This is a genomic window from Goodfellowiella coeruleoviolacea, assembly GCF_024171785.1.
GTDB classification, from domain to species: domain Bacteria; phylum Actinomycetota; class Actinomycetes; order Mycobacteriales; family Pseudonocardiaceae; genus Goodfellowiella; species Goodfellowiella coeruleoviolacea.
This window is the reverse complement of record NZ_JAMTCK010000008.1, coordinates 19,853-42,177: the sequence shown is the minus strand read 5'-3', so window position 1 is coordinate 42,177 and position 22,325 is coordinate 19,853. Positions and strand designations below refer to the sequence as shown.

At 72.3% G+C, this 22,325-nt stretch carries 19 protein-coding genes and 1 riboswitch; of the genes, 9 read left to right on the top strand and 10 right to left on the bottom strand.

Annotated features, from left to right (window positions below; all coding sequences use genetic code 11):
• Positions 1–8: 8 nt before the first annotated feature.
• Entirely contained in the window at positions 9–1,487 is a 1,479-nt protein-coding gene (locus tag LX83_RS18160; protein WP_407649622.1) for an ABC transporter substrate-binding protein, read from the bottom strand.
• Between the two features lie 584 nt (positions 1,488–2,071).
• On the opposite strand from LX83_RS18160, the gene LX83_RS18155 reads away from it, so the two are divergent.
• On the top strand, positions 2,072–2,911 hold the full coding sequence (locus LX83_RS18155; RefSeq protein ID WP_253772894.1) for a FadR/GntR family transcriptional regulator: 840 nt from the start codon (positions 2,072–2,074) through the stop codon (positions 2,909–2,911).
• A 45-nt stretch (positions 2,912–2,956) separates the two neighbouring features.
• Here the strand turns inward: LX83_RS18155 and LX83_RS18150 are convergent, their stop codons facing one another.
• Both LX83_RS18150 and LX83_RS18145 read right to left on the bottom strand, forming a co-directional pair.
• Positions 2,957–3,397, bottom strand: coding sequence for a PAS domain S-box protein (locus LX83_RS18150; RefSeq protein WP_253772891.1), 441 nt, complete (start codon positions 3,395–3,397; stop codon positions 2,957–2,959).
• 323 nt (positions 3,398–3,720) lie between these two features.
• A complete protein-coding gene (locus tag LX83_RS18145) occupies positions 3,721–3,960 on the bottom strand; it encodes a zinc finger protein (protein WP_253772889.1) in 240 nt (79 codons plus the stop codon).
• 361 nt (positions 3,961–4,321) lie between these two features.
• Between LX83_RS18145 and LX83_RS18140 the strand changes: the two genes are divergently transcribed.
• Positions 4,322–5,191, top strand: a complete 870-nt coding sequence (locus LX83_RS18140; RefSeq protein WP_308204001.1) for a helix-turn-helix domain-containing protein — start codon at positions 4,322–4,324, stop codon at positions 5,189–5,191.
• Positions 5,188–5,409 carry a DUF397 domain-containing protein gene (locus LX83_RS18135; protein ID WP_253772885.1) on the top strand — a complete coding sequence of 74 codons (222 nt, stop codon included), beginning with the start codon at positions 5,188–5,190 and terminating at the stop codon, positions 5,407–5,409. The genes LX83_RS18140 and LX83_RS18135 overlap by 4 nt, the downstream gene beginning before the upstream one ends.
• Before the next feature lie 205 nt (positions 5,410–5,614).
• Here the strand turns inward: LX83_RS18135 and LX83_RS18130 are convergent, their stop codons facing one another.
• Genes LX83_RS18130 through pdhA form a run of 3 tightly spaced genes read right to left on the bottom strand, consistent with a single transcriptional unit; the run spans position 5,615 to position 9,106 of the window.
• Positions 5,615–7,012 carry a dihydrolipoamide acetyltransferase family protein gene (locus LX83_RS18130; protein ID WP_253772883.1) on the bottom strand — a complete coding sequence of 466 codons (1,398 nt, stop codon included), beginning with the start codon at positions 7,010–7,012 and terminating at the stop codon, positions 5,615–5,617.
• Positions 7,013–7,022: 10 nt separating this feature from the next.
• Positions 7,023–8,018, bottom strand: a complete 996-nt coding sequence (locus LX83_RS18125; protein ID WP_253772881.1) for an alpha-ketoacid dehydrogenase subunit beta — start codon at positions 8,016–8,018, stop codon at positions 7,023–7,025.
• Positions 8,019–8,032: 14 nt separating this feature from the next.
• Entirely contained in the window at positions 8,033–9,106 is a 1,074-nt protein-coding gene (gene pdhA, locus LX83_RS18120) for a pyruvate dehydrogenase (acetyl-transferring) E1 component subunit alpha (RefSeq protein ID WP_253772879.1), read from the bottom strand.
• A gap of 85 nt (positions 9,107–9,191) precedes the next feature.
• Between pdhA and LX83_RS18115 the strand changes: the two genes are divergently transcribed.
• Together LX83_RS18115 and LX83_RS18110 are read left to right on the top strand one after the other, a co-directional pair.
• Positions 9,192–9,854 carry a GntR family transcriptional regulator gene (locus LX83_RS18115; RefSeq protein ID WP_253772877.1) on the top strand — a complete coding sequence of 221 codons (663 nt, stop codon included), beginning with the start codon at positions 9,192–9,194 and terminating at the stop codon, positions 9,852–9,854.
• A 74-nt stretch (positions 9,855–9,928) separates the two neighbouring features.
• The gene (locus tag LX83_RS18110) at positions 9,929–11,125 is read left to right on the top strand and encodes a M20 metallopeptidase family protein (RefSeq protein ID WP_253772875.1); all 1,197 of its coding nucleotides are present in this window, start codon (positions 9,929–9,931) and stop codon (positions 11,123–11,125) included.
• On the opposite strand, the gene LX83_RS18105 is transcribed toward LX83_RS18110, so the two are convergent.
• Positions 11,122–12,558: an MFS transporter gene (locus LX83_RS18105; RefSeq protein WP_253772873.1), complete on the bottom strand. Its 1,437-nt coding sequence runs from the start codon at positions 12,556–12,558 to the stop codon at positions 11,122–11,124. The two genes, LX83_RS18110 and LX83_RS18105, sit on opposite strands and share 4 nt — an antisense overlap.
• Positions 12,559–13,166: 608 nt before the next feature.
• On the bottom strand, positions 13,167–14,258 hold the full coding sequence (locus LX83_RS18100; protein WP_253772871.1) for a DUF1906 domain-containing protein: 1,092 nt from the start codon (positions 14,256–14,258) through the stop codon (positions 13,167–13,169).
• A 325-nt stretch (positions 14,259–14,583) separates the two neighbouring features.
• Positions 14,584–14,836: riboswitch (cobalamin riboswitch) on the top strand.
• Positions 14,837–15,035: 199 nt separating this feature from the next.
• Between LX83_RS18100 and metE the strand changes: the two genes are divergently transcribed.
• The 4 genes from metE (at position 15,036) to LX83_RS18085 (ending at position 21,116) form a co-directional block, all read left to right on the top strand.
• Entirely contained in the window at positions 15,036–17,366 is a 2,331-nt protein-coding gene (gene metE / locus LX83_RS18095) for a 5-methyltetrahydropteroyltriglutamate--homocysteine S-methyltransferase (RefSeq protein ID WP_253772869.1), read from the top strand.
• Between the two features lie 487 nt (positions 17,367–17,853).
• Positions 17,854–17,982, top strand: coding sequence for a hypothetical protein (locus LX83_RS37855; RefSeq protein ID WP_301328472.1), 129 nt, complete (start codon positions 17,854–17,856; stop codon positions 17,980–17,982).
• Between the two features lie 70 nt (positions 17,983–18,052).
• Positions 18,053–18,895: an SAM-dependent methyltransferase gene (locus LX83_RS18090; protein ID WP_253772867.1), complete on the top strand. Its 843-nt coding sequence runs from the start codon at positions 18,053–18,055 to the stop codon at positions 18,893–18,895.
• Positions 18,888–21,116 carry a putative bifunctional diguanylate cyclase/phosphodiesterase gene (locus LX83_RS18085; protein WP_253772865.1) on the top strand — a complete coding sequence of 743 codons (2,229 nt, stop codon included), beginning with the start codon at positions 18,888–18,890 and terminating at the stop codon, positions 21,114–21,116. Before LX83_RS18090 ends, LX83_RS18085 begins: the two co-directional genes overlap by 8 nt.
• 67 nt (positions 21,117–21,183) lie before the next feature.
• On the opposite strand, the gene LX83_RS18080 is transcribed toward LX83_RS18085, so the two are convergent.
• Together LX83_RS18080 and LX83_RS18075 are read right to left on the bottom strand one after the other, a co-directional pair.
• Complete coding sequence (locus LX83_RS18080) at positions 21,184–21,648, bottom strand: helix-turn-helix transcriptional regulator (protein ID WP_253772863.1); 465 nt, start codon at positions 21,646–21,648, stop codon at positions 21,184–21,186.
• A gap of 93 nt (positions 21,649–21,741) precedes the next feature.
• Positions 21,742–22,194, bottom strand: a complete 453-nt coding sequence (locus tag LX83_RS18075) for an iron chaperone (protein ID WP_253772861.1) — start codon at positions 22,192–22,194, stop codon at positions 21,742–21,744.
• Positions 22,195–22,325: the final 131 nt, after the last annotated feature.

Below are 22,325 nucleotides of genomic sequence, written 5' to 3'. Positions count from 1 at the left end.
CCCTCCGGCTACCCGGCGGCCCGGCCCAGCGCGGTCAGGTCGAACGAGTCGCCCACCTGGTTCACCGCCAGCCCGGTGACCCGCTTCTTGGCGGCGACCACGTTGGGCAGCAGGAACAGCCAGTCGGCCGCGGCGTCGTCGCTGAGCGTGCGGGCCACCCGGCGCATGTCCTCGACCTGCTCGGCCTCGCTGCCCTGGTCCGCCTCGGCCAGCAGCCTGGCGACCTCCGGGTTGTCGTAGCCCCAGTAGTACCGGGGGTTGCCGAAGGTGGTGATGTCCCGGTTCTCCACGTGCTGGATGATCGACAGGTCGTAGTCGTGGTCGGTGAAGACCTGCTTGAGCCACACCGCCGGGAAGTCCAGCGGCTCGATGTCCACGCCCACCCCGACCCGGCCCAGGTCGGACTTGACCACCTGCGCGGCCGAGACCGCGTACGGCAGGTTGGGCACGCGCAGCCGCAGGGTCAGCCCGGTCTGGCCGGCCTCGGCCAACAGCGCGCGGGCCCGGTCCGGGTCGTGCGGGTAGGCCCCGGACAGGTCCTCGTACCAGGGGTCGGTCGGCGGCACCATGCTGCCGATCAGCGTGCCCCGCCCCGCCCACACCACGTCCAGCAGCGCCCTGCGGTCGATGGCGTAGGTCAGCGCCTGGCGCACCCGCACGTCGTGCAGTGGCGGCCGGGCGTTGTTGAACGCCAGCACCACCTCGCCGGTGGTGGTGCCCTGGATGACCTGGAACCGGGTGTCGTGTTCCAGCCGGGGCACCTGCTCGGGCGTTGTCACCGCGCTGATCACGTCGATGCCGTTGCTGAGCAGGGCGTTGGTCAGCGCGGTGGCGTCCTTGAAGTACTTGAGCACCACCGTGGTGTAGGTGGGGGGCGGCCCCCAGTAGCCGGGGTTGGCGGCCAGCACGATGGAGTCGCCCCGGGTGTGCTGAACCACCTGGTAGGGGCCGGTGCCCACCGGGGTGTTGGCCAGGTCGGCCACGCCGGTGGGGCTGAACATCGCGCCGAGGCGGCCGGCCATGGCGAACAGCCAGTTGTTGCTCGGCCGGCTCAGCACCACCCTGGCGCGGGTCGGCGAGACCACCTCGACGTGGTCCACCACGTCCATCGCGGACTTCAGCGAGATGGTCCAGTCGGTGCGCACCCGCTCGACGCTGAACCGGACGTCCTCGGCGGTGAACGGCGCGCCGTTGCTGAACCGCACGCCGGCCCGCAGGTGGAAGTCGTACACGGTGCGGTCCTGGCTCAGCGTCCACGACTCGGCCAGCAGCGGCTGGATCTTGCCGTGCTGGTCCAGTCGCACCAGGCCCTGGTAGACGTTGTAGAGCAGGGCCTGCGGGATGGCCGCGCCGTCGGTGTGGGTGAAGTCCAGGTTGGCCGGTTCAGCGGTGAAGCCGATGCTGATCGCGTCCGGGCCGCGGCTGGCGGTCGCGGTCGACCCGGCCGAACACCCCGAGCCCGCCACGGCCAGCGCGCCGGCCAGCAGCGCGGCCAGTGCGACACGGCGTCGCCGGGGCGGGCCGCCCGATCGCGCGCGTGCCCCGGTTCCCGCCGACCCGGCTGCCCCTGCCCTGGCTGCCCCTGCCTTGGTCGCCGCTGCCCTCGGCGCCGCTGCCCTGGTCGCCGTTGTCCCGGCCCCCACCAGGCCCGGCCAGCCGGTTCGCGTTCGCTGGCGCTCGCCGCGCCGCACCCTCGCTGTCACCGCGCGCCCACCCTCCCGCACTGCCGCTCAGCTGTTCCGCCGCTCCGCTGTCGCCTCCACCGTTGTCTACCGCCTCGACCTGGGTGGTGCCAGCCCGTGCCGCTGGCCACCACCGGCAGGTGTTCCGTCCGACGAACTGGTCTGACCAGTAGGCCGGACGGACGTGGTGGCCGAGCCTGGCACTCCCACCACCGGTGGTCAAGCAGCGGTACCGGCGAACCCCCTGTTCACGCCCATACCGCCCAGAACGTCCGTTTGCCCGAGCGAACGCACGAGTTGTACTTTCCGGCGGCACGGGTTGTACGTTCGCATCCGGCCAGATGGGTGAATCGCTACCTGAGGGGCGCCAACAAGAGCGGAGTAGTGAGTTGCCGGACGAGGTTCGCGGTGACCAGCGCGAGGTTCGGTTCGAGCGGGTCAGTCCGGTCCGGGCCTATGAACGGATCGTCGAACAGGTCGAGGAGGCCATCTTCACCGGGCAGCTGCGGCCCGGCCAGCACCTGCCCAGCGAACGCGACCTGATGATCCAGTTCGGGGTGGGCCGCTCGTCGGTGCGGGAGGCGCTGCGCGTGCTGCAGAGCAACGGCATGGTGCGGTCCCGCCCCGGTGACCCGCGCGGCCCCGAGGTGCTCGCGCCGTCCACCGAACCGCTGCTGCAGAGCATGACCCGCCTGGCCCGGACCGACGCGCTCAGCCTCGGCGAGCTGGTGCAGTTCCGGATGGTGCTGGAGAGCACGGCGAACCTGCTGGCCGCGCGGCTGCGCACGGACGAGCACCTGACCGAGCTGGCCGCCGCGCTGGCGGCGATGCGCGCGAGTGCCGAGCGCGGCACCCCGGAGTGCGGCCCCACCGGGTTCAGCCGCGCCGAGGCGGCCTTCCGCGACGCGGTGACCAGGGCGAGCGGCAACGCGCTGCTGCGGGTGTGCGCGGCGGTGGTGCGGGACGTGGTGGCCACCCTGCTCGCCGACAGCCCGGCCGGGGCCGACGACCAGCGCGCGCTGGCGCGCGCCGCACTGCACCACCACACCGCGGTGTTCGAGGCGATCCGCGCCGGCGACGGTGACACCGCGGCCCGGCTGGCCCGGCGCGGCCTGCACGAGCACTACGCGCGGCACTTACCGCCGGAGCAGCGGCCCATGCTGTTGCCGCTGCTGGACCACCGGCCGACCGCCGGCGAGGCACCGGACGGCGACGCGACCGGGGCGTAACCCTCAGCGCGCCACCCTCAGCGCGCCCCCTTCAGTGCACCACCCTCAGCGCGCCCCGGACCGGCCACCGGGCAGCGGCACCAGTTCCGCCCTGGGCTCGACCAGGGTCACGTGGTAGGCCGGCCCGTGTCCGGTGCTGGGCAGCAGTGACACGGTCAGCACCACCCAGACCAGTTCACCGGTGGCGCGCACCAGCCGGTACCGCTCGCGCGAGCGGCTCACCTGGCCGCTGGCCACCCGCTGGTAGGCGGCGGCGAGCAGGTCGGCGTCATCGGGGTGGAGCAGATCGACCAGCACGCGGTCGGGGGCGAGGTCGTGGCCGAGGATCTCGTCGAGCGCGGTGTTGGCCGCCACCCAGCGACCGTCCAGGTCGGTCACGGCGATGCCAATGGTCGAGCAGGAGAACACCGCGCGGAAGCGCTGCGTGCTGAGCCGGAGCGCCCGGGCCACCCGGTGTCGGTTCGGCATTGCCTCGGCCGTGCTCATCGGGCCACCTCGGTGCGGTCGGGCGGGGTCGCGGTCGGGCGGGGGGGTGATCGGGCGGGCGCGCGGTCAGGCGGGGTGCGGGTACCGGGCGGGACCGTGCTGGCGGCGCGGCGTGCGACACGGGGTGAACCGGGTTCCTACCCCGTTCGGCGGAAGCGTGATCCAGATCGGCATCGGTGGTTCAATCGCTTGGTGCAGCAACAAGGATCAGGCACGGCCAGTCCCCGCACCGGATCGGCGCCGACCGGCAAACCGCACCCGAACGGCGGTAGCCAACCGCTGCGTCCGGGCCTCGTCCAGGTCGGCAGAGTCGGTACATGACGTCAGCCGCTGCCTCGGGTCAACCCGACGTTCGACGGTTCCAGTGCCACGTGCCGGCGCGCCCTGGCCGCCTCGTAGCAGACCAGGCACGTGGGCCACAGCCACTCCCGCTTGGTCGGCTCGCGGTCCACCATGACCACCGGGTGCCGGCACAGCGTCTCACCCTCGTTGCCGGGCCCAAGTTCACCGGGAACAGCGTGTCTGCCCCCGTCCACGGGCCACCAGCGAAATGTTCCGGACATTGCACCAACCCTTTCTTTCCGGAATATCTATAAACTTAAGGCATCACCCCCACTCGGCCAAGTACGCCAAGTGTCGGCATCTCCCTTTGTGATTCAGCGCCCTTTCAGCGGGCCGGTCACCCCCACCCAGCCGGTGAGCTGGAGCGACGGACCGGATTCGGAAGGGAGGACAGGCTGAATTCCGGTCCGTCGCTGCTTGGCGCACGGTGGGACAGAACCGCGAGACAAGGAGGGGAACTACCCTGCCCCACCGCGCACGTTCAGATTAAACCTGCATATTCATTTGGTTCAATTCCACTATCGTGTGACATGTCCGGGGCGGCGACTCCAGTAGAGTGCGCCCGTCCCGATCACCAGGAGGATGGCGATGCCACCGCGGAGAGGCACGCGCACCCGGTTGCGGCGGGTCGGCAAGATGGTCCGGGACCTACGAAGCGCCGCAGGGAAGACTTCGGAAGAGGCCGCCGCCCGACTGAAGTGTTCACAGCCCAAGATCAGCCGAATGGAGAACGGCGAGGTGGGCATGAAGCTCGCCGAGCTGGAGGCGCTTCTCGGCTACTACCAGGCCACCGACCAGCAGCGACACCAGATCCTGCGCGCCTGGGAGGAGTCCAGGCAGAAGAGTCTGTGGTCGCGCTACGCCGACGCGCTGACCGAGAAGTTCCGCAGCTTCGTCGAACTGGAGGCGGACGCCCGACTGATCCAGGCGGTCGACATCCTGCTCGTGCCGGGTCTGCTCCAGACCGAGCGGTACACGCGGGCGCTGCACGCGGCGGCCAAACACTTCCCAACGTCAATCAGCGCGAACCGGGCAGTCGAAGCTCGAAAGGTCAGACAGCAGCGCCTCACGAATGACAACCCGGTTCAGCTACACACGATCGTGGATGAATCTGCGTTACGCCGAGTGGTCGGTGGCCGCGAGGTTATGCGCGAACAGCTATACAAGCTTCTTGACCTGGGCAAACGCTCGAACATCGTAATTCAGATTCTGCCATTCGGCGCAGGGGCCTACGCCACAATGCACGGGGCGTTCACTATCTTGTCGTTCACGGATCCAGAGGATCCGACCACGGTCTACCGAGAACACCTCGGGGGCGGATCGTGGGTCGAGGATCAGGCGGAAGTCCACCAGTACACCCGGACGTTCGAGGACCTGCGCGACGCAGCACTGGGCGCGCCCGAGTCCGCGGATCTCATCAGGAGGATCGCCGCCGATCTCGACGCCGAATGAACAAGAAGGGGTACCAGGCGTTGATCGACCTGAGCATTGCTCGGTGGCGTAAGAGCAGCCACAGCGCACCGAACAACAACTGCGTTGAGCTGGCACACCTGCCCGGCCGAACCGCCGTGCGTGACTCGAAGAACCCAGCCGGACCAGCACTGCTCTTCGGCTGCACCGAGATCGACCGATTCCTGAGTGCCGCCCGGGTTGGCCAGATCCGGGCCTGATCCGACCGCGCACCACGGAGTGGGTTGTGGCCCGCCGCCACCCTGGCGGGCCACAACCCGGCGGACCCCGGACCGACCGCGCGGCCCTACTGTCCACTATCGACGGTCGAGCGCCCGTTTCTTCCTTTCCCGATCGGCTTTTCCCTTATTCTCAGCCGACAATCCGTTCTCAGCTGACCATCCGTTCTCAGCTGACCATCCGTTCTCAGGCGACAATCCGGAGTGGATCGGCGAGCAGCACCGCCAGCGTCCGGACGAACGCGGCGGCCACGGCGCCGTCCAGTGCGCGGTGATCGACCGACAGGGTGGCGGTCATGGTCTGCCCCACCACCAGTGCGCCGTCCCGCACCACCGGCACCTCCCGCACCGCGCCCACGGCCAGGATCGCCGCCTCGGGTGGGTTGATCACCGCGGTGAACGAGTCCACTCCGAACGGACCGAGGTTGCTCACCGTGAACGTGCTGCCGCTCATCTCCGCCGCGTGGAGTCGGCCCTCGCGCGCGCGGCCGGCCAGTTCCCGGGATTCCGCCGCGATCTCGGTGATGCTCTTGCGGTCGGCGTCCCGGATCACCGCGACCACCAACCCGTTCTCCGCCGCCACCGCCATGCCGAGGTGAATCCGTTGGTGGGCAAGGATTTTGTCCCCGGCGAAGGACACGTTCACCTCGGGATGCGCCCGCAACGCGGTGGCGCACGCCTTGAGCACCAGGTCGTTGACGCTCACCTTGCCGGTGCCCCCGGCCGCGGCCGTCCTGGCGTTGAGCTGGGCGCGGAAGGCGAGCAGCTCGCCCACGTCCACCGTGCGCGTCACGTAGAAGTGCGGTGCCTCGCGCATGCTCTCGGTCAGCCGGCGCGCGGTGACGCGCCGGACCCTGGTCAGCGGGATCTCCCGGGGCGGTTCGGGCTCGTCCGGCACCCCGGCCGGCCGGCGGTGGTCCCACTGTCGCCCGGGGCGCGCCGGAACTCCCACCCCGGCGCGCTCCCCGCGCGGCGCGACCGGTGCCTCGGTCCGCTCCGGTGCAACCGGTTCGGCCAGCCCAGTGGATTCGGCCAGCCCAGTGGGTTCGGCAGGGCCGGTCGGTTCGGCGGCCGGGGTGGCTCGGCTCGCCGCGGCCACCACGTCAGCCCTGGTGACCCGGCCGCCCGGACCGCTGCCGGGCACGGTGGCCAGATCCACCCCCAGGTCCCTGGCCACCCGGCGGGCCAGGGGCGAGGCCCGGAACCGGTCGGCGGCCTGGGCCGGCGGGACCGGTGCCGGGGCGGTCGCGGTCCGCTGTGCACTGTCCACAGTGACCGGCTCTGCTTCCGGTGTGGCCGCAGCTGGCCGCGCGGGCCCGCCGGCCGGGTCGGGCGAGCCGCTGTCCGGCGAGCCGTTGCCGAGCACCGCGATCGGCGCGCCGATGGCAACGGTCGCGCCCTCCTCGGCGAGGACCTGCCGCAGCACCCCCGACTCGTAGGACTCGAACTCCATGACGGCCTTGTCGGTCTCGATCTCGACCAGGACCTCGCCCCGGTCGACGTGGTCGCCGACCCGCTTGTGCCACGCGACGATGACACCTTCTTCCATGGTGTCGGACAGTCTGGGCATGGCGATCTCGGTCACGCTGTTCCTCCTAACGACGCCGGGCGACCGCGTCGAGAGTCTGCCGGACCGCGGTGGCGAGTGACTCCGCCGAGGGCAGCGCGGCCAGTTCCAACGGCTTGGCGTAGGGCAACGGGACCTCGGCCGCGGCGACCCGGCGCACCGGCGCGTCCAGCCAGTCGAACGCGCCCTCCTGGAGGGTGGCCGCGATCTCCGCGCCGATGCCGTAGGTCAGCCAGTCGTCCTCGGCGATGACCGCGCAGTTGGTCCGGCGCACCGACTCGACAATGGTCCGCCGGTCCAGCGGGCGCAGGCTGCGCAGGTCGATCACCTCGGCGTCGACGCCGTCCTCGGCGGCCAGCCGCTCGGCGACCTCGACCGCCACCGCGGCCATCCGGGAGTATCCGATCAGGGTGATGTCGGTGCCCGGCCGCACCACCGCGGCCCGGCCGATCTCCGCCGGCCCGGCGGACTCGTCGACCTCGCCCTTCACGTTGTACAGGGCGAGGTTCTCCAGGAACAGCACGGGATCGTCGTCCCGGATGGCGGCCAGCAGCAGGGCTCTGGCGTCGGCGGGCGTGCTCGGCGCGACCACCTTCAGGCCGGGCACGAACGCGTAGTACAGCTCCACGTTCTGCGAGTGGGTCGCGGCCAGTTGCTGGCCGCCGCCGCCCGGCGTGCGGATGACCATCGGCACCCGGCACTGGCCGCCGAACATGCCGTGGATCTTGGCGGCGTGGTTGACGATCTGGTCCAGCGCGAGCAGCGAGAAGTTGATCGTCATGATCTCGACGACCGGCCGCAGGCCCAGCATGGCCGCGCCCACCGCGGCGCCCACGAACCCCTCCTCGGCGATGGGGGTGTCGCGGACCCGGCGCTCGCCGAACTCGTCGAGCAGTCCAGCGGTGATCTTGTAGGAGCCCTCGAACACGCCGATCTCCTCGCCCATGAGGAACACCGACGGGTCACGGGCCAGTTCGGCGCGCAGGGTGTCGCGCAGCGCTTGGCGATAGGTGATGACAGGCACGGGTCGTCCTCGTCCTACTGGTCTTCGGGGAACAGCGGGTCGGCCGGGAGACGGCGGGTCTCGCCGGGCACGGGGGTGGCGTGGGTGTGGTCGAACAGCGTGTCGACCTCGGGGTGCGGGCTGTGCTCGGCGAACTCGGTTGCCGCCTCGACCACCTGCCCGACCTCGGCGTCGAGCGCCTCGGCGGCCTGCTCGGTCAGCACCCCGGCCGCCAGCAGCTGGCCGCGCAGCCGCGCCACCGGATCGGCCTGCGCCAGCCGGTCCCGCTCGGCGGGCGTGCGGTAGCGCGCCGGGTCCACCACGGAGTGCCCGCGCAGCCGGCCGCTCATCGTCTCCAGCAGGGTCGGCTCGCCGCGGCGGGCGCGCTCGACCGCGCGCCGGGCCGCGTCGCGCACGGCGAGCACGTCGTTGCCGTCGACGCGTTCACCGGTCATCCGGTAGGCGGCGGCCCTGCGGTGCAGTTCGGGTTCGGCCGAGGACCGCTCCACGGGCGTGCCCATGCCGAGTTCGTTGTTCACCACCACGTACACCACGGGCAGCCGCCACAGGCTGGCCAGGTTCAGCGACTCGTGGAACGCGCCGATGTTGGTGGCGCCGTCGCCCATGTGGCACAGCACCACCTCGGTGCCCTGCCGGTAGGCGACGGCCAGCGCCGCCCCGGTGGCCAGCGGGATCTGCCCGCCCACGATGCCGTAGCCGCCGAGCAGCCGGGTGTCCACGTCGAACAGGTGCATCGACCCGCCCCAGCCCTTGGACACGCCGGTGGCGCGGCCGAACAGCTCGGCCATCACCCGGCCGGGGTCGACGCCCCTGGCCAGGGCGTAGCCGTGGTCCCGGTAGCTGGTGAACACGTAGTCCGTCGGCTCCAGCGCCGCCATCAGGCCGACGACCGTGGCCTCCTCACCGAGGTTGAGGTGGCAGTAGCCGCCGATCCGCGCGCGCGTGTACTCCTGGCCGGCCCGCTCCTCGAACCGCCGCACCAGCAGCATCCGCCGGTAGTGGCCGAGCAGCACCTCGGGGTCCTCGGTGCCGGACGGGGTGGGGTCCTGCTCTCGCCGACGCCGGGGCCGGCTGGTGGTCCTGGTCATGGTGGTGCCTTCCTCCTGACGTGCGACCAACTTACGCAATGATCGATCATTACTCAAATGCGGAGCCGCCGGTTACCATGACGCGGTGACCGAGCCGGAGCCGTTGCCGCCACTGTCCAGGGGCCCGCTGCGCGAGCAGATCCGCCGGGTGCTGCTCGACGGACTGGTCGCCGGGCGCTGGCAGCCGGGGGAACGCATCGTGGAACGGCGGGTGGCCGCCGAACTCGATGTCAGCCAGGCGCCGGTGCGCGAGGCGCTGCGCGAGCTGGAGGCGCTGCGGCTGGTGGAGTCCGCCCCGAACAAGGGCGCCCGGGTCCGCGACTTCGACGTCCGCGACCTGCGGGAGAGCTACCAGGTGCGGGCCGTGCTCGAAGGACTCGCCGCCGACCTGGCCGTGCCCGTGTTCGCCGGTGACGTGCGCGTGCTGGAGGAACACACCAGGCGGCTGCACCAGGCCGCGGCGGCCGGCGATGTGACCGCCCAGATCAGGCACGCCGTGGCGTTCCACCGCGCGATCGTGGCGGCCTCGGACAACCGCCTGCTGCTGGCCGTGTGGGAGTCGCTGGGCGTGGAGGTGTGGACGACCCTGTCCCTGCGGGTGTACCGGGCGGAACTGCACGAGAACGCCGAGGACCACGAGCCGATCGTGGCCGCCTTCCGCCGCCAGGACCCGCGCACCGGCGAGATCGTCCGCGACCACGTGCTCAGTTACGGCCTGCCCCCCGCACCAGCGCCGGACCAGGCCTGACCTGGTCCCTCGGCCCGTCGGCGTGATAGGACAGCGGGCAGGACGAGGGCTGTCGCCGGGAAGAGGGGTCGATCGTGACGGTGCGCGAGGACGCGGCTGCGCTGCGGGACGAACTGGTTGCGCTGCGCCGCGCGCTGCACGCCGATCCCGAGGTCGGGCTGCACCTGCCGCGCACCCGGGACCGGGTGCTGGCGGCCGTGGACGGGCTCGGCCTGGAGGTGCGCACCGGCTCGGCGGTGACCTCGGTGACCGGGGTGCTGCGCGGCGGCCGCCCCGGGCCGACCGTGCTGCTGCGCGGGGACATGGACGCCCTGCCCATGCGCGAGAACACCGGGCTGCCGTTCGCCTCCCGCACCGGCGACACCATGCACGCCTGCGGGCACGACCTGCACACCGCCATGCTGGTCGGCGCGGCCCGGCTGCTCGCGGCCAGGCGCGCCGAGCTGGCCGGTGACGTGGTGTTCATGTTCCAGCCGGGTGAGGAGGGCTGGAACGGCGCCCAGCACATGATCGACGAGGGCCTGTTCGAGGCCTCGGGCAGCAAGCCGGTCGCCGCGTACGCGCTGCACGTGCGCTCGGCCGGGCTGGCCTCCGGGGTGTTCTCGGCCCGCGCCGGCACCATGCTGTCGGCCGCGGACGGCCTGCACGTGGTGGTGCGGGGCCGGGGTGGGCACGGCTCGCAGCCGCACCTGGCCAAGGACCCGGTGCCGGTGGCCTGCGAGATGGTCCTCGCCCTGGAGAGCGCGCTGACCCGCGCGATCAACGTGTTCGACCCGGTGGTGCTCACCGTCGGCAACTTCCACGCCGGCACCCAGCGCAACATCATCCCGGACACCGCCCGGTTCGAGGCCACCGTGCGGTCGTTCTCCCCTCAGGCGCAGGCCCGCATCGAGGAGGTCGCGGTCGAGGTGTGCCGTGGCGTGGCCGCCGCGCACGGCGTCGAGGTGGACGTGGAGTACCGCCGCGAGTTCCCGATGACCATCAACGACGACGTCGAGGCCGAGTTCGCGGCCAGCACGGTGCGGGAGGTCTTCGGCGAGCAGCACTACCAGCCGCTCGACCAGCCGTGGCAGGCGTCCGAGGACTTCTCGCTGGTGCTCAACGAGGTGCCGGGCGCGTTCGTCTTCCTCGGCGCGTGCCCGCCCGGACTCGACCCGGCCACCGCGCCGAACAACCACTCGCCCGTCGTCGACTTCGACGAGTCGGTGCTGCCCGAGGGCGCGGCCCTGCTCGCCGAGCTGGCCATCCGCCGGTTGGCGGCCGAGCGCTAGCCCGCAGCGGGCGAGGTGGCCAGTCCCGCGGCGAGCACGCCGAGCGCGGCCGCACCCGCCGCGATCCAGAAACTCAGGCCGAACGCGGACGCCGCCGCCGTGCCGGTCCCCGGCAGGGTCTGCGAGGCCAGCACGGCGATGCCCAACTGGCTGCCGACGCTGCCGCCCACGGTCCTGGCCACCACGTTGATCCCGTTGGCCGAGGCGACCCGGTCGGCCGGTGCCGCACTGCTGACCAGGGCGGGCAGCGCGGCCATGGCCAGCCCGGACCCGATGCTGAACACCACCCACAACCCGGCGACCTGCCAGGCGGTGTCGTGGCCGAGGGCCATGGCCGCGGCGCCGAGCACGGCCACGGCCAGGCCGAGGCCCAGCACGGCGCGCGGCCCGAGCCGGCCGCCCATCCAGCCGGCCACCGAACCGGCCGGCAGCGTCGCCACCGACCCGGGCAGCATCACCAGGCCGGCGCCGGTCACCGACAGGGCGAAGCCGGTGGCGGTGGCGGCGTCCGGGGCCGCCGGCAGCTGGGCGAGCGTGGGCACGAGCAGGTAGAACACGTACTGGCTGATCCCCAGCAGCAGGGCACCCAGGTTGGCCATCAGGATCGGCCGGTGGGTGAACAGCTCCGGGTCCACCAGTGGTTGCGCCACCCGGCGTTCGACCACAATGAACAGTCCGAACAGGACGGTCCCGGCCGCGGCGAGGGCGATCACGCCCGGTGAGGTCCAGCCCCAGGCCGGCGCCTGGGTGAGCGCCAGCAGCAGGGCCGCCAGGCCCAGGCCGAGCACACCGGCGCCGAGCAGGTCGGGCCGGCCGGACGCGCGCACCCGGCTCTCCGGCACGTAGCGGGCGACCAGCACCAGGGCGGTGCCCACCAGCAGGCAGCCGGCCAGGAACATGGCCCGCCACGGCAGGTGGTCCACGATCAGTCCGCCGACCACCAGCGCGCCGCCGGCCCCGCCGCCCAGCACACCGGCGGTCAGGCCGAGGGCGAACGGAACCCGGTCGGCCGGCAGCGACTCGCGGAGGATGCCGTACCCCAGTGCCATCACGGCCAGGCTGACCCCCTGCACCGCGCGCGCCGCGATCAGCACGCCGATGTCCCAGGAGACCAGTGCCGTCACCGATCCGGCGAGGAACACCGCCAGCACGGTCAACAGCGCCCGGCGCTTGCCGAACTGGTCGCCGAGCCGGCCGATCACCGGGGTGAGCACCGCGCCCGCCAGCAGGGGCGCGCTGACCACCGCCCAGGTGGTGGCCGCCGCACTGGTGTCGAACGCCTGCCGCAGCACGTTCACGGTGGGCACCGGCATGGTCTGGGTCAGCGCGTAGGCCAGCACCGTGGCGGCGATGGCGACCACCACCCCGGTCTCGTTCCGGCGCGCCGCGGTCGGCTTGCTCGGCGCCGAGCGGGTGGATGAGGGCAGGGCCACAGGGGGAGGTCCTTTCCCTGGTCGGGAACAGGGCGAGCAGACACGGCGGGGCAACGGTGATCACCGCCGGGACCAGCATGGCCCTTCCCGGGTGGGCGCACGATCCGCTGACCGGGCCATGTGCCCGCCCCGGCGCGTCGCCGAGCGTGCTCACCAGGCGGTCCGGGCGCTCGCGCGCGGTGAACTGTGCCCGTTTGGCCCAGCCACCCTGCCGGTCCTGCCCGACACCGAGCGCGGCTCCGGCACCGGGCGCGGCTCCGGCACCGGGCCGGCGCCGGCTGTCGCGCGCGGTGCGCGTGACGCGCGTCCGCCGGGCGCGGCCGTGCCGCCCGTGGCGGCCCTGTTCACCCGGATGGCCCTGCGTGAACGTGCAACTCGCGGGGTTTGCAAAGTCGACTCGCGCGGAGTGGGGTGGGGGTCCCCCGGGTGACGCGCCACGGGCCACCGGTTCCCGTGGCGCGTCACCGCCGTCCACCATGGACCCAGGAACCATGGTGGCGGTTGAGGCCGGGTCCGCCGATCCCGCCTCCACGTCTGTGCTGTCGCGCCGTCACCGTGGTGTGCCGTGCCAGATCGGCGCACCGCTCAGGCGCTGACGCCTGCCCTGGTCAGGATGAGTAGTTCGGCTTGCGCTTGGAGCCCAACAGGATGCGGCTGGCCCAGTTGGGGAACCAGGCCCGGTTCTCCAGCCACCTGGCCACCGCGTACACCGCCGAGATGCACACCGGCACCAGCACGGTGGTGCTGATCGTCTCGACCTGCTCGGACCAGCCGCTGGGCAGCACGCCCAGCGACACCAGGTAGGCCACGGCCGCGCCCCACAGCGAGGGCACCGCCGTGCGCAGGAAGCTCACCGCGTAGTCGGTGAGCACGCCGTGCCGCGCGGCCGGCTCGGCCGGCGCCTGGGTGGCCGGCGGCTGATTGGCCGGCGCCTGGTTGGCCGAGGCCAGTTCGACCAGGACCGGCTCTGCCGCCGCGACCGGAGCCGGTGGCGCTGTCCCGCTCACCGCCGTCGCCTCGACACCCTCGCCCGGTCTGTCCTTTCCGGACGGTCCGCTGCCCGCGACGGTGACCGTCGCGTCGTTGTCCTTGCTCACGCTGCCCGCTCCCTTCGGCCACTGCCCGAAGTCGGTGGCGTTCGAGTCGTTGACCACACAGCTGACCCCGTCCACCTGCACGGTGTCGCGCCGTTGGAACAGGTGAACGCGTCGGTCAGGCGGACCGGCCGATCCGTCCCCGCCCCGCCAGGCCGCGCTCTGCCAGGCGAAGTGGGTCGATCCCACGTCCAGGCAGTGCCTGGTCACCAGCTGGCTGCCGTACACGCCGACCCGCCTTGACCCGATCACCGAGGCGGCCCCGCGCAGGTAGTCGTCGATGACACCGAGCTGGTTCGGCTGGGCGTCGAAGTCAACCGCGAAGTAGATCGGCCGGTCGCCGGGCATGCCCACGCCGGACGCCTGGTCGGCGGCGGTCCGGGCATCCGCGGCACCACCGGCGTAACCCGACAGTGCCCGCTCGGCCGTGGTCTCGAAGACCAGGGCCACCGCCACGCCGTTGCCGGTCAGGTCCGCGAACTCGGGTGCCGTGATGTTCTTGGGGTTGCCCGGCCTGGACACGTACCGGACCACGAACTCGTAGCCCGCCGCCCGCACCGCGGCGGCCGAGGGTGGGCCGGTGGAGTAGTCGAGACCCCTGCTCATCAGTTCAGCACCTCGTGATCACGGGGGACGTGGCGTGGTGATCGGAGATCCGGTGTGGCTGCGGGCACTTGCGAGTACGCCGGATGCCCTTAGCGTGCCTGAGTTTCCGCACCAACGTGAAGGGCCATTCGGGGTATGGACCAACCCCGAAACGGGGACTATGCGGGTGCGCGGGGTGACGTCGCCGGGCGGCGCCGGCCGCGCGGCCGCCCGGGCGCGTGGGCAGCTCGCTGCGCTCGGGCGGGAAAACCCGTGTGGCAGCGGGGAATCGCGTCCACCTGGTGGGCGCTGTGCCGCGCGGCTGGGCACTGCCGAGGCGGGCGGGTAGCCTGCACCCGCTGGTGGTTCACCCACCGGATCGGCGCAGGCCGGGACGGCGGGTGAGGCAAGAGGGAACCCGGTGCGACTCCGGGACTGCCCCGCAGCGGTGAGCGGGAACGACCGCCGTCACCACCCTTCCGGGTGGTTGAGCACTGGACTGGGCACCAGTCCGGGAAGCGACGGCCAGTAGGTCCGTTGGTCTGCCCGACCAACGGGTGCCCGCGAGTCCGAAGACCTGCCACCGGTGCGCGCGCCAGCCGGGTGCTGTGCCGGGTGCCGTGCCGAGGCGTCAGTCGGCCGGACCGGTACCCGAGGGCGCGCGGTGTCCGAGGCCTCGCGGGAGGGCCTGCGCGACGGTTCGCGGCACCGCGTTCGCGGTGTGCCGCGCCATCCGCGTTGGTCCTTTCCAGGGTCGGCGGCGTTCCCCGGGAGCGCCGGCGAGTGGAAAGGAAAACGATGTCACACAACGAGAACCCGTTCGACGCCAGCCCAGCCGGTCACCCACCGATCGGCGCGACCGTGCTGGGCTATCCGCGCATCGGTCCGCGCCGCGAACTCAAGCGCGCGCTGGAGCGCTACTGGGCCGGCCGGAGCACCGAGGACGAGCTGCACGCCACCGGGCGCCGGCTGCGCGAGCGGACCTGGCTGGAGCTGCGCGACGCGGGCCTGGACTCGGTGCCTGGCAACACGTTCTCGTACTACGACCAGGTGTTGGACACGGCCGTGCTGTTCGACGCCGTGCCCGAGCGGTTCCGCGCGGCCGGTCTGTCCGAACTGGACACCTACTTCGCGATGGCCAGGGGCGTGGCCGGGGTGCCGCCGCTGGAGCTGACCAAGTGGTTCGACACCAACTACCACCACCTGGTCCCGGAACTCGCCGAGCACACCAGGTTCGCGCTGGTCGGGGACAAGCCGGTGGCCGAGTACCGGCAGGCCGCCGCGCTCGGGGTGCGCACCCGGCCGGTGCTGCTGGGCCCGGTGAGCTTCCTGCTGCTGGCCAAGCCCTCGCCCGCCGCCCGCCCCGGGTTCACCCCGCTGGACCTGCTGGAGCCGCTGCTGGCCTGCTACGGCGAGCTGCTGGCCCGGCTGCGCGCGGCCGGCGCGTCCTGGGTGCAGCTGGACGAACCGGCGCTGGTCGCGGACCGGTCCCCGGCCGAGATCGCCGCGGTGCGCACCGCGTACGCGTGGCTGAGCGGCCGCACCGAGCGGCCGGCGCTGCTGGTGGCCGGCTACTACGGTGAACTCGGCGAGGCGCTGGACCCGCTGGCGCGCACCGGGATCGAGGCGCTGGGCGTTGACCTGGTGGCCGGCCGGGCCGGGCTGAACCGGCTGGTGGCCACGCCGGCGCTGCGGGACAAGACGCTGGTGGCCGGGGTGGTGGACGGCCGCAACGTGTGGCGCACCGACCTGGACGCCGCGCTGGCCACCTGCGCGACGCTGTTCGGCACGGCCGGCGCGGTCGCGGTGAGCACCTCGTGCCCGCTGCTGCACGTGCCGTACGACGTGACCGTCGAGTCCACTATGGACGCCCGGCTGCGGTCGTGGCTGGCCTTCGCCAGGCAGAAGGTGGATGAGGTGGTGCTGCTCGGCCGGGCGCTGCGGCACGGCCCGGACCGGGTCGCCGGCGAGCTGGCCGAGGTCAGGGCCACGCGCCAGGACCGGGCCGGCGCGCCGGGACTGCGCGATGACCGGGTGCGGGCCAGGCTGGCCGCGCTGCGGCCGGAGGACGCGCGCCGCGGCCCCTACCCCCGGCGGGCCGCCGCCCAGCGGGCCGCGCTGCGGCTGCCCGCGCTGCCCACCACCACGATCGGCTCGTTCCCGCAGACCGACGCGGTGCGGCGGGCCAGGGCGGCGCTGCGGGCCGGCCAGCTCGACCCGGCCGGGTACCGGGAGCGGATGCGGGCCGAGATCACCCGGGTGGTGCGGCTGCAGGAGGAGATCGGCCTGGACGTGCTGGTGCACGGCGAGCCGGAGCGCAACGACATGGTCCAGTACTTCGCCGAGCGGCTGGCCGGGTTCGCCACCACCGAGCTGGGCTGGGTGCAGTCCTACGGGTCGCGGTGCGTGCGCCCGCCGATCCTGTTCGGCGACGTGTCCCGGCCGGCGCCGATGACGGTGTCCTGGGCCGGGTTCGCGCAGTCGCTGACACCTCGGCCGGTCAAGGGCATGCTGACCGGACCGGTGACCATCCTGGCCTGGTCGTTCGTCCGGGACGACCAGCCGCTGGCGACCACCGCCCGGCAGGTGGCGCTGGCCATCCGCGACGAGGTGCGGGACCTGGAGGCGGCGGGCATCCGCGTCGTGCAGGTGGACGAGCCGGCGCTGCGCGAGCTGCTGCCACCGCGAAAGCGGCACCGGCGCGACTACCTGGACTGGGCGGTGACGGCGTTCCGCCTGGCCACCTCGGGTGTCGCGGACAGCACGCAGATCCACACCCACATGTGCTACTCCGAGTTCGGTGACGTGCTGGACGCGATCGACGGCATCGACGCGGACGTGACCAGCGTCGAGGCGGCCCGCTCCGGCATGGCCGTGCTGGCCGACCTGGCCTCGGCCGGGTTCGCCAGGCAGGTCGGGCCCGGGGTGTACGACATCCACTCGCCCCGGGTGCCGGACGTCGCCGAGATCGCCGAGCTGCTGCGGGCCGCGGTGCGCGCGGTGCCCGGCGAGCGGCTGTGGGTCAACCCGGACTGCGGGCTGAAGACCCGGTCCTACGACCAGGTCGAGCCAGCGCTGCGGAACCTGGTGGCGGCGGCCGGGCAGGTGCGCGCGGACCTGGCGCGCTGAGCCCGGACGGCCCGGTCCACCCGAGCGGACCGGGCCGCGCCGCCGGCGCGCGGGCCGGCTGGCCGGGCGAAAAACTGTTACGCAGAGTACTTGCCCGGCCGGCTCGGCCTTCCGCCCCTGCGCCCATTCGGGCCAACTGTTCACCGGCCGATTGACAGCTGTTCGGCCATTCCGTTAACAAGGCAAAACAGCCTGCTGGGTCGGTTGCACCAATGGGTTCACCCGTTCGTCGTTGACCAGCGCGGTCGGCCGTTTCCGGCAACACCGCTATCCCGAATATGCAGAATGGGCAGTACACTCACCGCAACCACAGCGCTACTATCACCCTCGGGGCGTGCAGTGGGTAACCCCGCGCGAGCTGTCCACACCAGCGCTGGCACCGGCCCGTCCCCCGGCACCGTCCAGCCGCGGCAGCCGAGGACCAGCGGAGGTCGCGGTTTCCGGGACAAACCCCTGTGGAATCCGACCGAGCCCAGGAAGGTTCGTCGTGACACACACCGTGACCAGGACAGCGCAGTGGCCGGCTGGCGCGCCCCTCGGCACCCACCGGCCCGGCGCCGGGCCGCTCGCGTCCCCCGTCATCCACTCCACGTCGTCGTTCCGCGCGGCCCGCTGAGCCCGGCGCCCCGTCCCGCACGGTGTTGGTTTCCCCAGCGTTGGTTTCCCCAGCCGAAACGAGGTACGCCATGAACCGTCCGACCGGCAGGACCCTCAAGGAGGTGGACCTGTCCAGACCGAGCGCCGCCCGGGTCTACGACTACCTCCTCGGCGGCGGGTGCAACTTCGCGGTGGACCGGTCCTTCGCCAGGGAGGTGCTCGACAAACTGCCCACCGCGCGGGAACTCGCCGTGCTGAACCGGACCTTCCAGAAGAAGGCCGTGCTGCACTGCCTGGACGCGGGGATCCGGCAGTTCCTCGACATCGGTTCGGGCATTCCCAGTGTCGGCGCCGTGCACGAGGTGGCCGAGCAGGCCGGCGCCGACTACCGCGTGGTGTACGCGGACTACGAGCCGGTGGCCGTGGCGCACGGCGAACTCATGCTGGCCAACAACGACCGGGCCGCGATCGTGCAGGCGGACGCCACCGACCCCGAGACCCTGATCGCGGACGCCGTCGCCACCGGTCTGCTGGACCTCACCGAGCCGGTGGCCGTGCTCATGGTGGCGCTGCTGCACTTCGTGGCCGAGGACCAGCAGCCGCGCCGGCTGCTCACCCGCTACCGCGACGCCCTGGCGCCCGGCAGCTACCTGGCCCTGTCCCACGTGACCACCGAGGGCTCGCCGAGCGCGATCAAACCGGTGCTGGCCATGTACGAGAACAGCACCAGTCCCGTGCACCCGCGCACCCGCGCCGAGGTGGCCGCGCTGCTGGACGGCCTGGACCTGGTGGAGCCCGGCCTGGTGCACGTGCCGGAGTGGCATCCCGAGGCGGGCGACCGGGCGATCGCCCCGGCGGACTCCGCGCTGTTCGTGGCGGTCGGCCGGGTTCGGGCGCAGGACCGACCGGTGGAGCGCTCCGGCCATGACTGACCACGCCGCGCCCGCCCACGGCAACGAGGACGTCGACGTTCGCACCAGCTACCTCTCGGCCGCCGCGGAACTGCGCCCGGACGACCTCCCGTCCGGCGTTGTTCCCGCGGCGAGCCTGTCCGCCGGACGGCTCGCCTTCGCCCGCAAGTGGGCCATCGCGGTCAACGCCACCACCGTGGTCGCGCTGCCCCCGGGTGACCTGGAGGACGTGCTGCTCGGCTACACCGACCAACTGGCCGACGCCCTGCTCGCCGAGCCGTTCTCCACCGCGCCCGCGCACCGCGTCGGCGCCGACATGACCACCCGCAACCTGGCGTCCGCGGCCACGTTGGAACGCACCATCGAGCTGATCGGCAACCACCTGCTCGACCACCTCAACCTGGCCCCGGACTGGCGGTTACCGAGACGGGTCATCCAGTCGGTCGCCGCCCTGGCCGCCAGCTTCACCGAGGCGCTGCGCGAGCGCACCCTGGACGAGCAGGAGATCAGCAAGAGCGCGGCGCTGATGGCCACCCGGGAGGCCGAGCGGGCGTTGCGCGCCAGCGAGACCCGGTTCCGCGCGGTGTTCACCTCCTCGGCGGTCAGCATCGTGCTGGTGTCCATGGACCAGCGGATCTTCGACTTCAACGAGGCCATGTGCACCCTGCTCGGCTACACCGCCGAGGAGTTGGCGCAACTGCACGTGCGCGACGTGGCGCACCCGGCCGACCTGCCCGCGCTGGCCCAGCTCGGCAACGACCTGCTGAGCAGCGGCCGGGACCACTTCCGGGCCGAGAAGCGGTTGGTGCGCAAGGACGGCGAGGCCGTCACCACCCTGGTCGCCACCTCGCTGGTGCGGGACCAGAGCGGCCAGCCGGACTACTTCGTCGCCATGGTGGAGAACCTCGACGAGATCCGGCTGCTGCAGGACCAGATGCTGCACCAGAGCCTGCACGACGTGCTGACCGGCCTGCCCAACCGCACCAAGTTCCTCAGCCAGCTCGAATCCCTGTTGGGCGCCAAGGGACCGGACCGGCTGGCCCTGTGCCAGTTCGACATCGACGGCTTCCGCATCGTCAACGACGGCTTCGGCCACGAGGTGGGCAACCGGGTGCTGATGGCGGTCGCCAGCCACCTGCGCACGGTGTTCGGCGACGAACTCGACCTGGTCGCCCGGATCGGCGGGGACGAGTTCGCCGTGCTGATCCACGACCCGGTCGACACCCAGTCCGTGGTGGCCAGGGTCGAGCAGGTGATCGAACTGTTCGCGGAGCCGATCTACGTGGGCGAGCACGGCGTCGCCGTGTCGACCAGCGTGGGCATCGTCGACCGGATCAGCCGCGGGGCCGACCCGATCGACCTGTTGCGGGCGGCGGACACCACGGTCAGCTGGGCCAAGGCCGCCGGCAAGGCGCAGTGGGCGCTCTACGACCGGGATCGGGACCGGCGCGACCGCGACCGGTTCGTGCTGGCCACCACCATCCCCGGCGCGCTGGAGACCGGCCAGTTCCGGCTCGCCTACCAGCCGGTCGTCCGGCTGCGCGACCGGACGGTGGTCGAGGTCGGGACCGTGGTGCGCTGGGACCACCCCGAGCAGGGCGTGCTCGGCCCGGCCGACTTCGCCGACCTGGCCGAGGAGACCGGCCTGATCGTGCCGCTGGGCCACTGGATGCTCACCGAGGCCGTCACCCAGGCCAGTGCCTGGCACCGCGACCACGACCGGGCCGCCCGCCCGCTACGGGTCGCGCTGACCAGACGGCTGTGCCGCGAGCCCGAACTGGTCAGCAAGGTGCTGGCGGTGTTGCGGGACAACGATCTTCCCGCCGAGCAGCTGCACCTGGAGTTCAGCGACCGCGGCCTGCACGCCATGGACGAGGAGCGCCTTGAGGACCTGCACACCCTGGTCGACCTCGGCGTGCGGGTGTCGTTCACCATGACCGGTCCCGGTGTGGTCACCCCTCGGCTGTTGGCCGGCCTGCCGGTCAGCACCCTGGTCATGGCCGGACCGCTGCCGGTGGACCTGGTCACCGACTCCGGGGCGAACGCCTGCGTGCTGGGCTCGTTCCGGCACTTCGTGGACATCGGCCGCACCCTGGGCTTCGAGGTGCACGTCGAGGACGTGCGCACCGAGGAGCAGGCCGCGCTGCTGGCCGAGTTGGGCGTGACCACCGCCAGCGGCCCGCTGTTCGCCGACCCCGGTCCACCCGAACTCGTCGAGCGCCACTTCACCGGCCCGCGCTGACCGCGCGGGCCGGCGCGGCGTGCCGGGTGCGCGGCGCGGCCCTCGGGTGCGCAGCGGCCGGTGGCCGTCACGCCGGCTGCGGTTGCCCGGCCCGCGCCGGCCGCGTCCGCACCGGCCTGGTGACCTGTTTGGCCACGCACGACGGGATTCCCGCCGCTTCCCCGCTCGCCTGCCGCCGGTAGGCGCTCGGCGGCATGCCGACCAGTTCGGTGAAGCGGGTGCTGAAGGTGCCCAGCGACGAGCAGCCGACCGCGAAGCAGACCTCGGTGACGCTGAGGTCGCCGCGGCGCAGCAGCGCCATGGCGCGCTCGATGCGCCGGGTCATCAGGTAGCTGTACGGCGATTCACCGTAGGCGAGCCGGAACTGGCGGCTGAGGTGCCCTGCCGACATGTGCACGCTGCGGGCCAGCGCCTCGACGTCCAGCGGCTGGGCGTAGTCCCGGTCGATCCGGTCCCGGACGCGGCGCAGCCGCGCGAGGTCCTTCAGGCGCTGCGCCTCGGTGAGTGCGCGCGCCATCGCCGGTTGGCACATGGGAACTCCCTTTCCTCGATGTCCGCGAACACGCGGGTCGGATGCCGGGGCAGCCCGCTGCCGCCGGGACGGCCCGCGCCTCGGGACGCGGCCTCAGCCCAGCGCCCGCTTCACCAGCTCGACGATGCGCGCCGCCACCTCGTCCGTCACCTCGGTCAGCGCGTAACTGGCCGGCCACATCGAGCCCTCGTCCAGCTTCGCCTCGTCGCTGAACCCGAGCGTGGCGTAGCGCGCCTTGAACTTCTCCGCGGGCTGGAAGAAGCAGATGAGCTTGCCGTCCCGGGCGTAGGCGGGCATCCCGTACCAGAGCCTCGGCGCGAGGGTCGGGACGTTGGTGGTGATGATCTCGTGGACCCGCTCGGCCATGACCCGGTCCGAGTCCTGCATGGCGGCGATCTTCGCGAGCACGTCCCGCACCGCCTCCGCCGCCTTCTCCTCGGCCGAGGCGCGGCGCGCTGACTTCTTCAGCTCCTGGGCGTGTTCCTTCATCGCGGCCCGCTCCTCGGCCGTGAATCCCTCGTGCTTGCTGCTCGTGGTGCTGCCCATGACAGGTTTCTTCCTCGTTGTCGTGCTGGGTGATCTCTTGGACGGACTCTAACCCGGTTGACCGGCACCGGAACAGCGCTGACCAGTGTGGACGGTCGCGAAATTCGTCCTGTGTGGTCGACCGGCAGTCC

Bases quoted from the DNA above. Each gene is read 5' to 3' on its own strand.
- LX83_RS18150 (WP_253772891.1), bottom strand. From the start codon at position 3,397: ATGAGCACGGCCGAGGCAATGCCGAACCGACACCGGGTGGCCCGGGCG.
- LX83_RS18145 (WP_253772889.1), bottom strand. From the start codon at position 3,960: ATGTCCGGAACATTTCGCTGGTGGCCCGTGGACGGGGGCAGACACGCT.
- LX83_RS18140 (WP_308204001.1), top strand. From the start codon at position 4,322: ATGGCGATGCCACCGCGGAGAGGCACGCGCACCCGGTTGCGGCGGGTC.
- LX83_RS18135 (WP_253772885.1), top strand. From the start codon at position 5,188: ATGAACAAGAAGGGGTACCAGGCGTTGATCGACCTGAGCATTGCTCGG.
- pdhA (WP_253772879.1), bottom strand. From the start codon at position 9,106: ATGACCAGGACCACCAGCCGGCCCCGGCGTCGGCGAGAGCAGGACCCC.
- LX83_RS18100 (WP_253772871.1), bottom strand. From the start codon at position 14,258: ATGAGCAGGGGTCTCGACTACTCCACCGGCCCACCCTCGGCCGCCGCG.
- metE (WP_253772869.1), top strand. From the start codon at position 15,036: ATGTCACACAACGAGAACCCGTTCGACGCCAGCCCAGCCGGTCACCCA.
- LX83_RS18090 (WP_253772867.1), top strand. From the start codon at position 18,053: ATGAACCGTCCGACCGGCAGGACCCTCAAGGAGGTGGACCTGTCCAGA.
- LX83_RS18085 (WP_253772865.1), top strand. From the start codon at position 18,888: ATGACTGACCACGCCGCGCCCGCCCACGGCAACGAGGACGTCGACGTT.
- LX83_RS18080 (WP_253772863.1), bottom strand. From the start codon at position 21,648: ATGTGCCAACCGGCGATGGCGCGCGCACTCACCGAGGCGCAGCGCCTG.
- LX83_RS18075 (WP_253772861.1), bottom strand. From the start codon at position 22,194: ATGGGCAGCACCACGAGCAGCAAGCACGAGGGATTCACGGCCGAGGAG.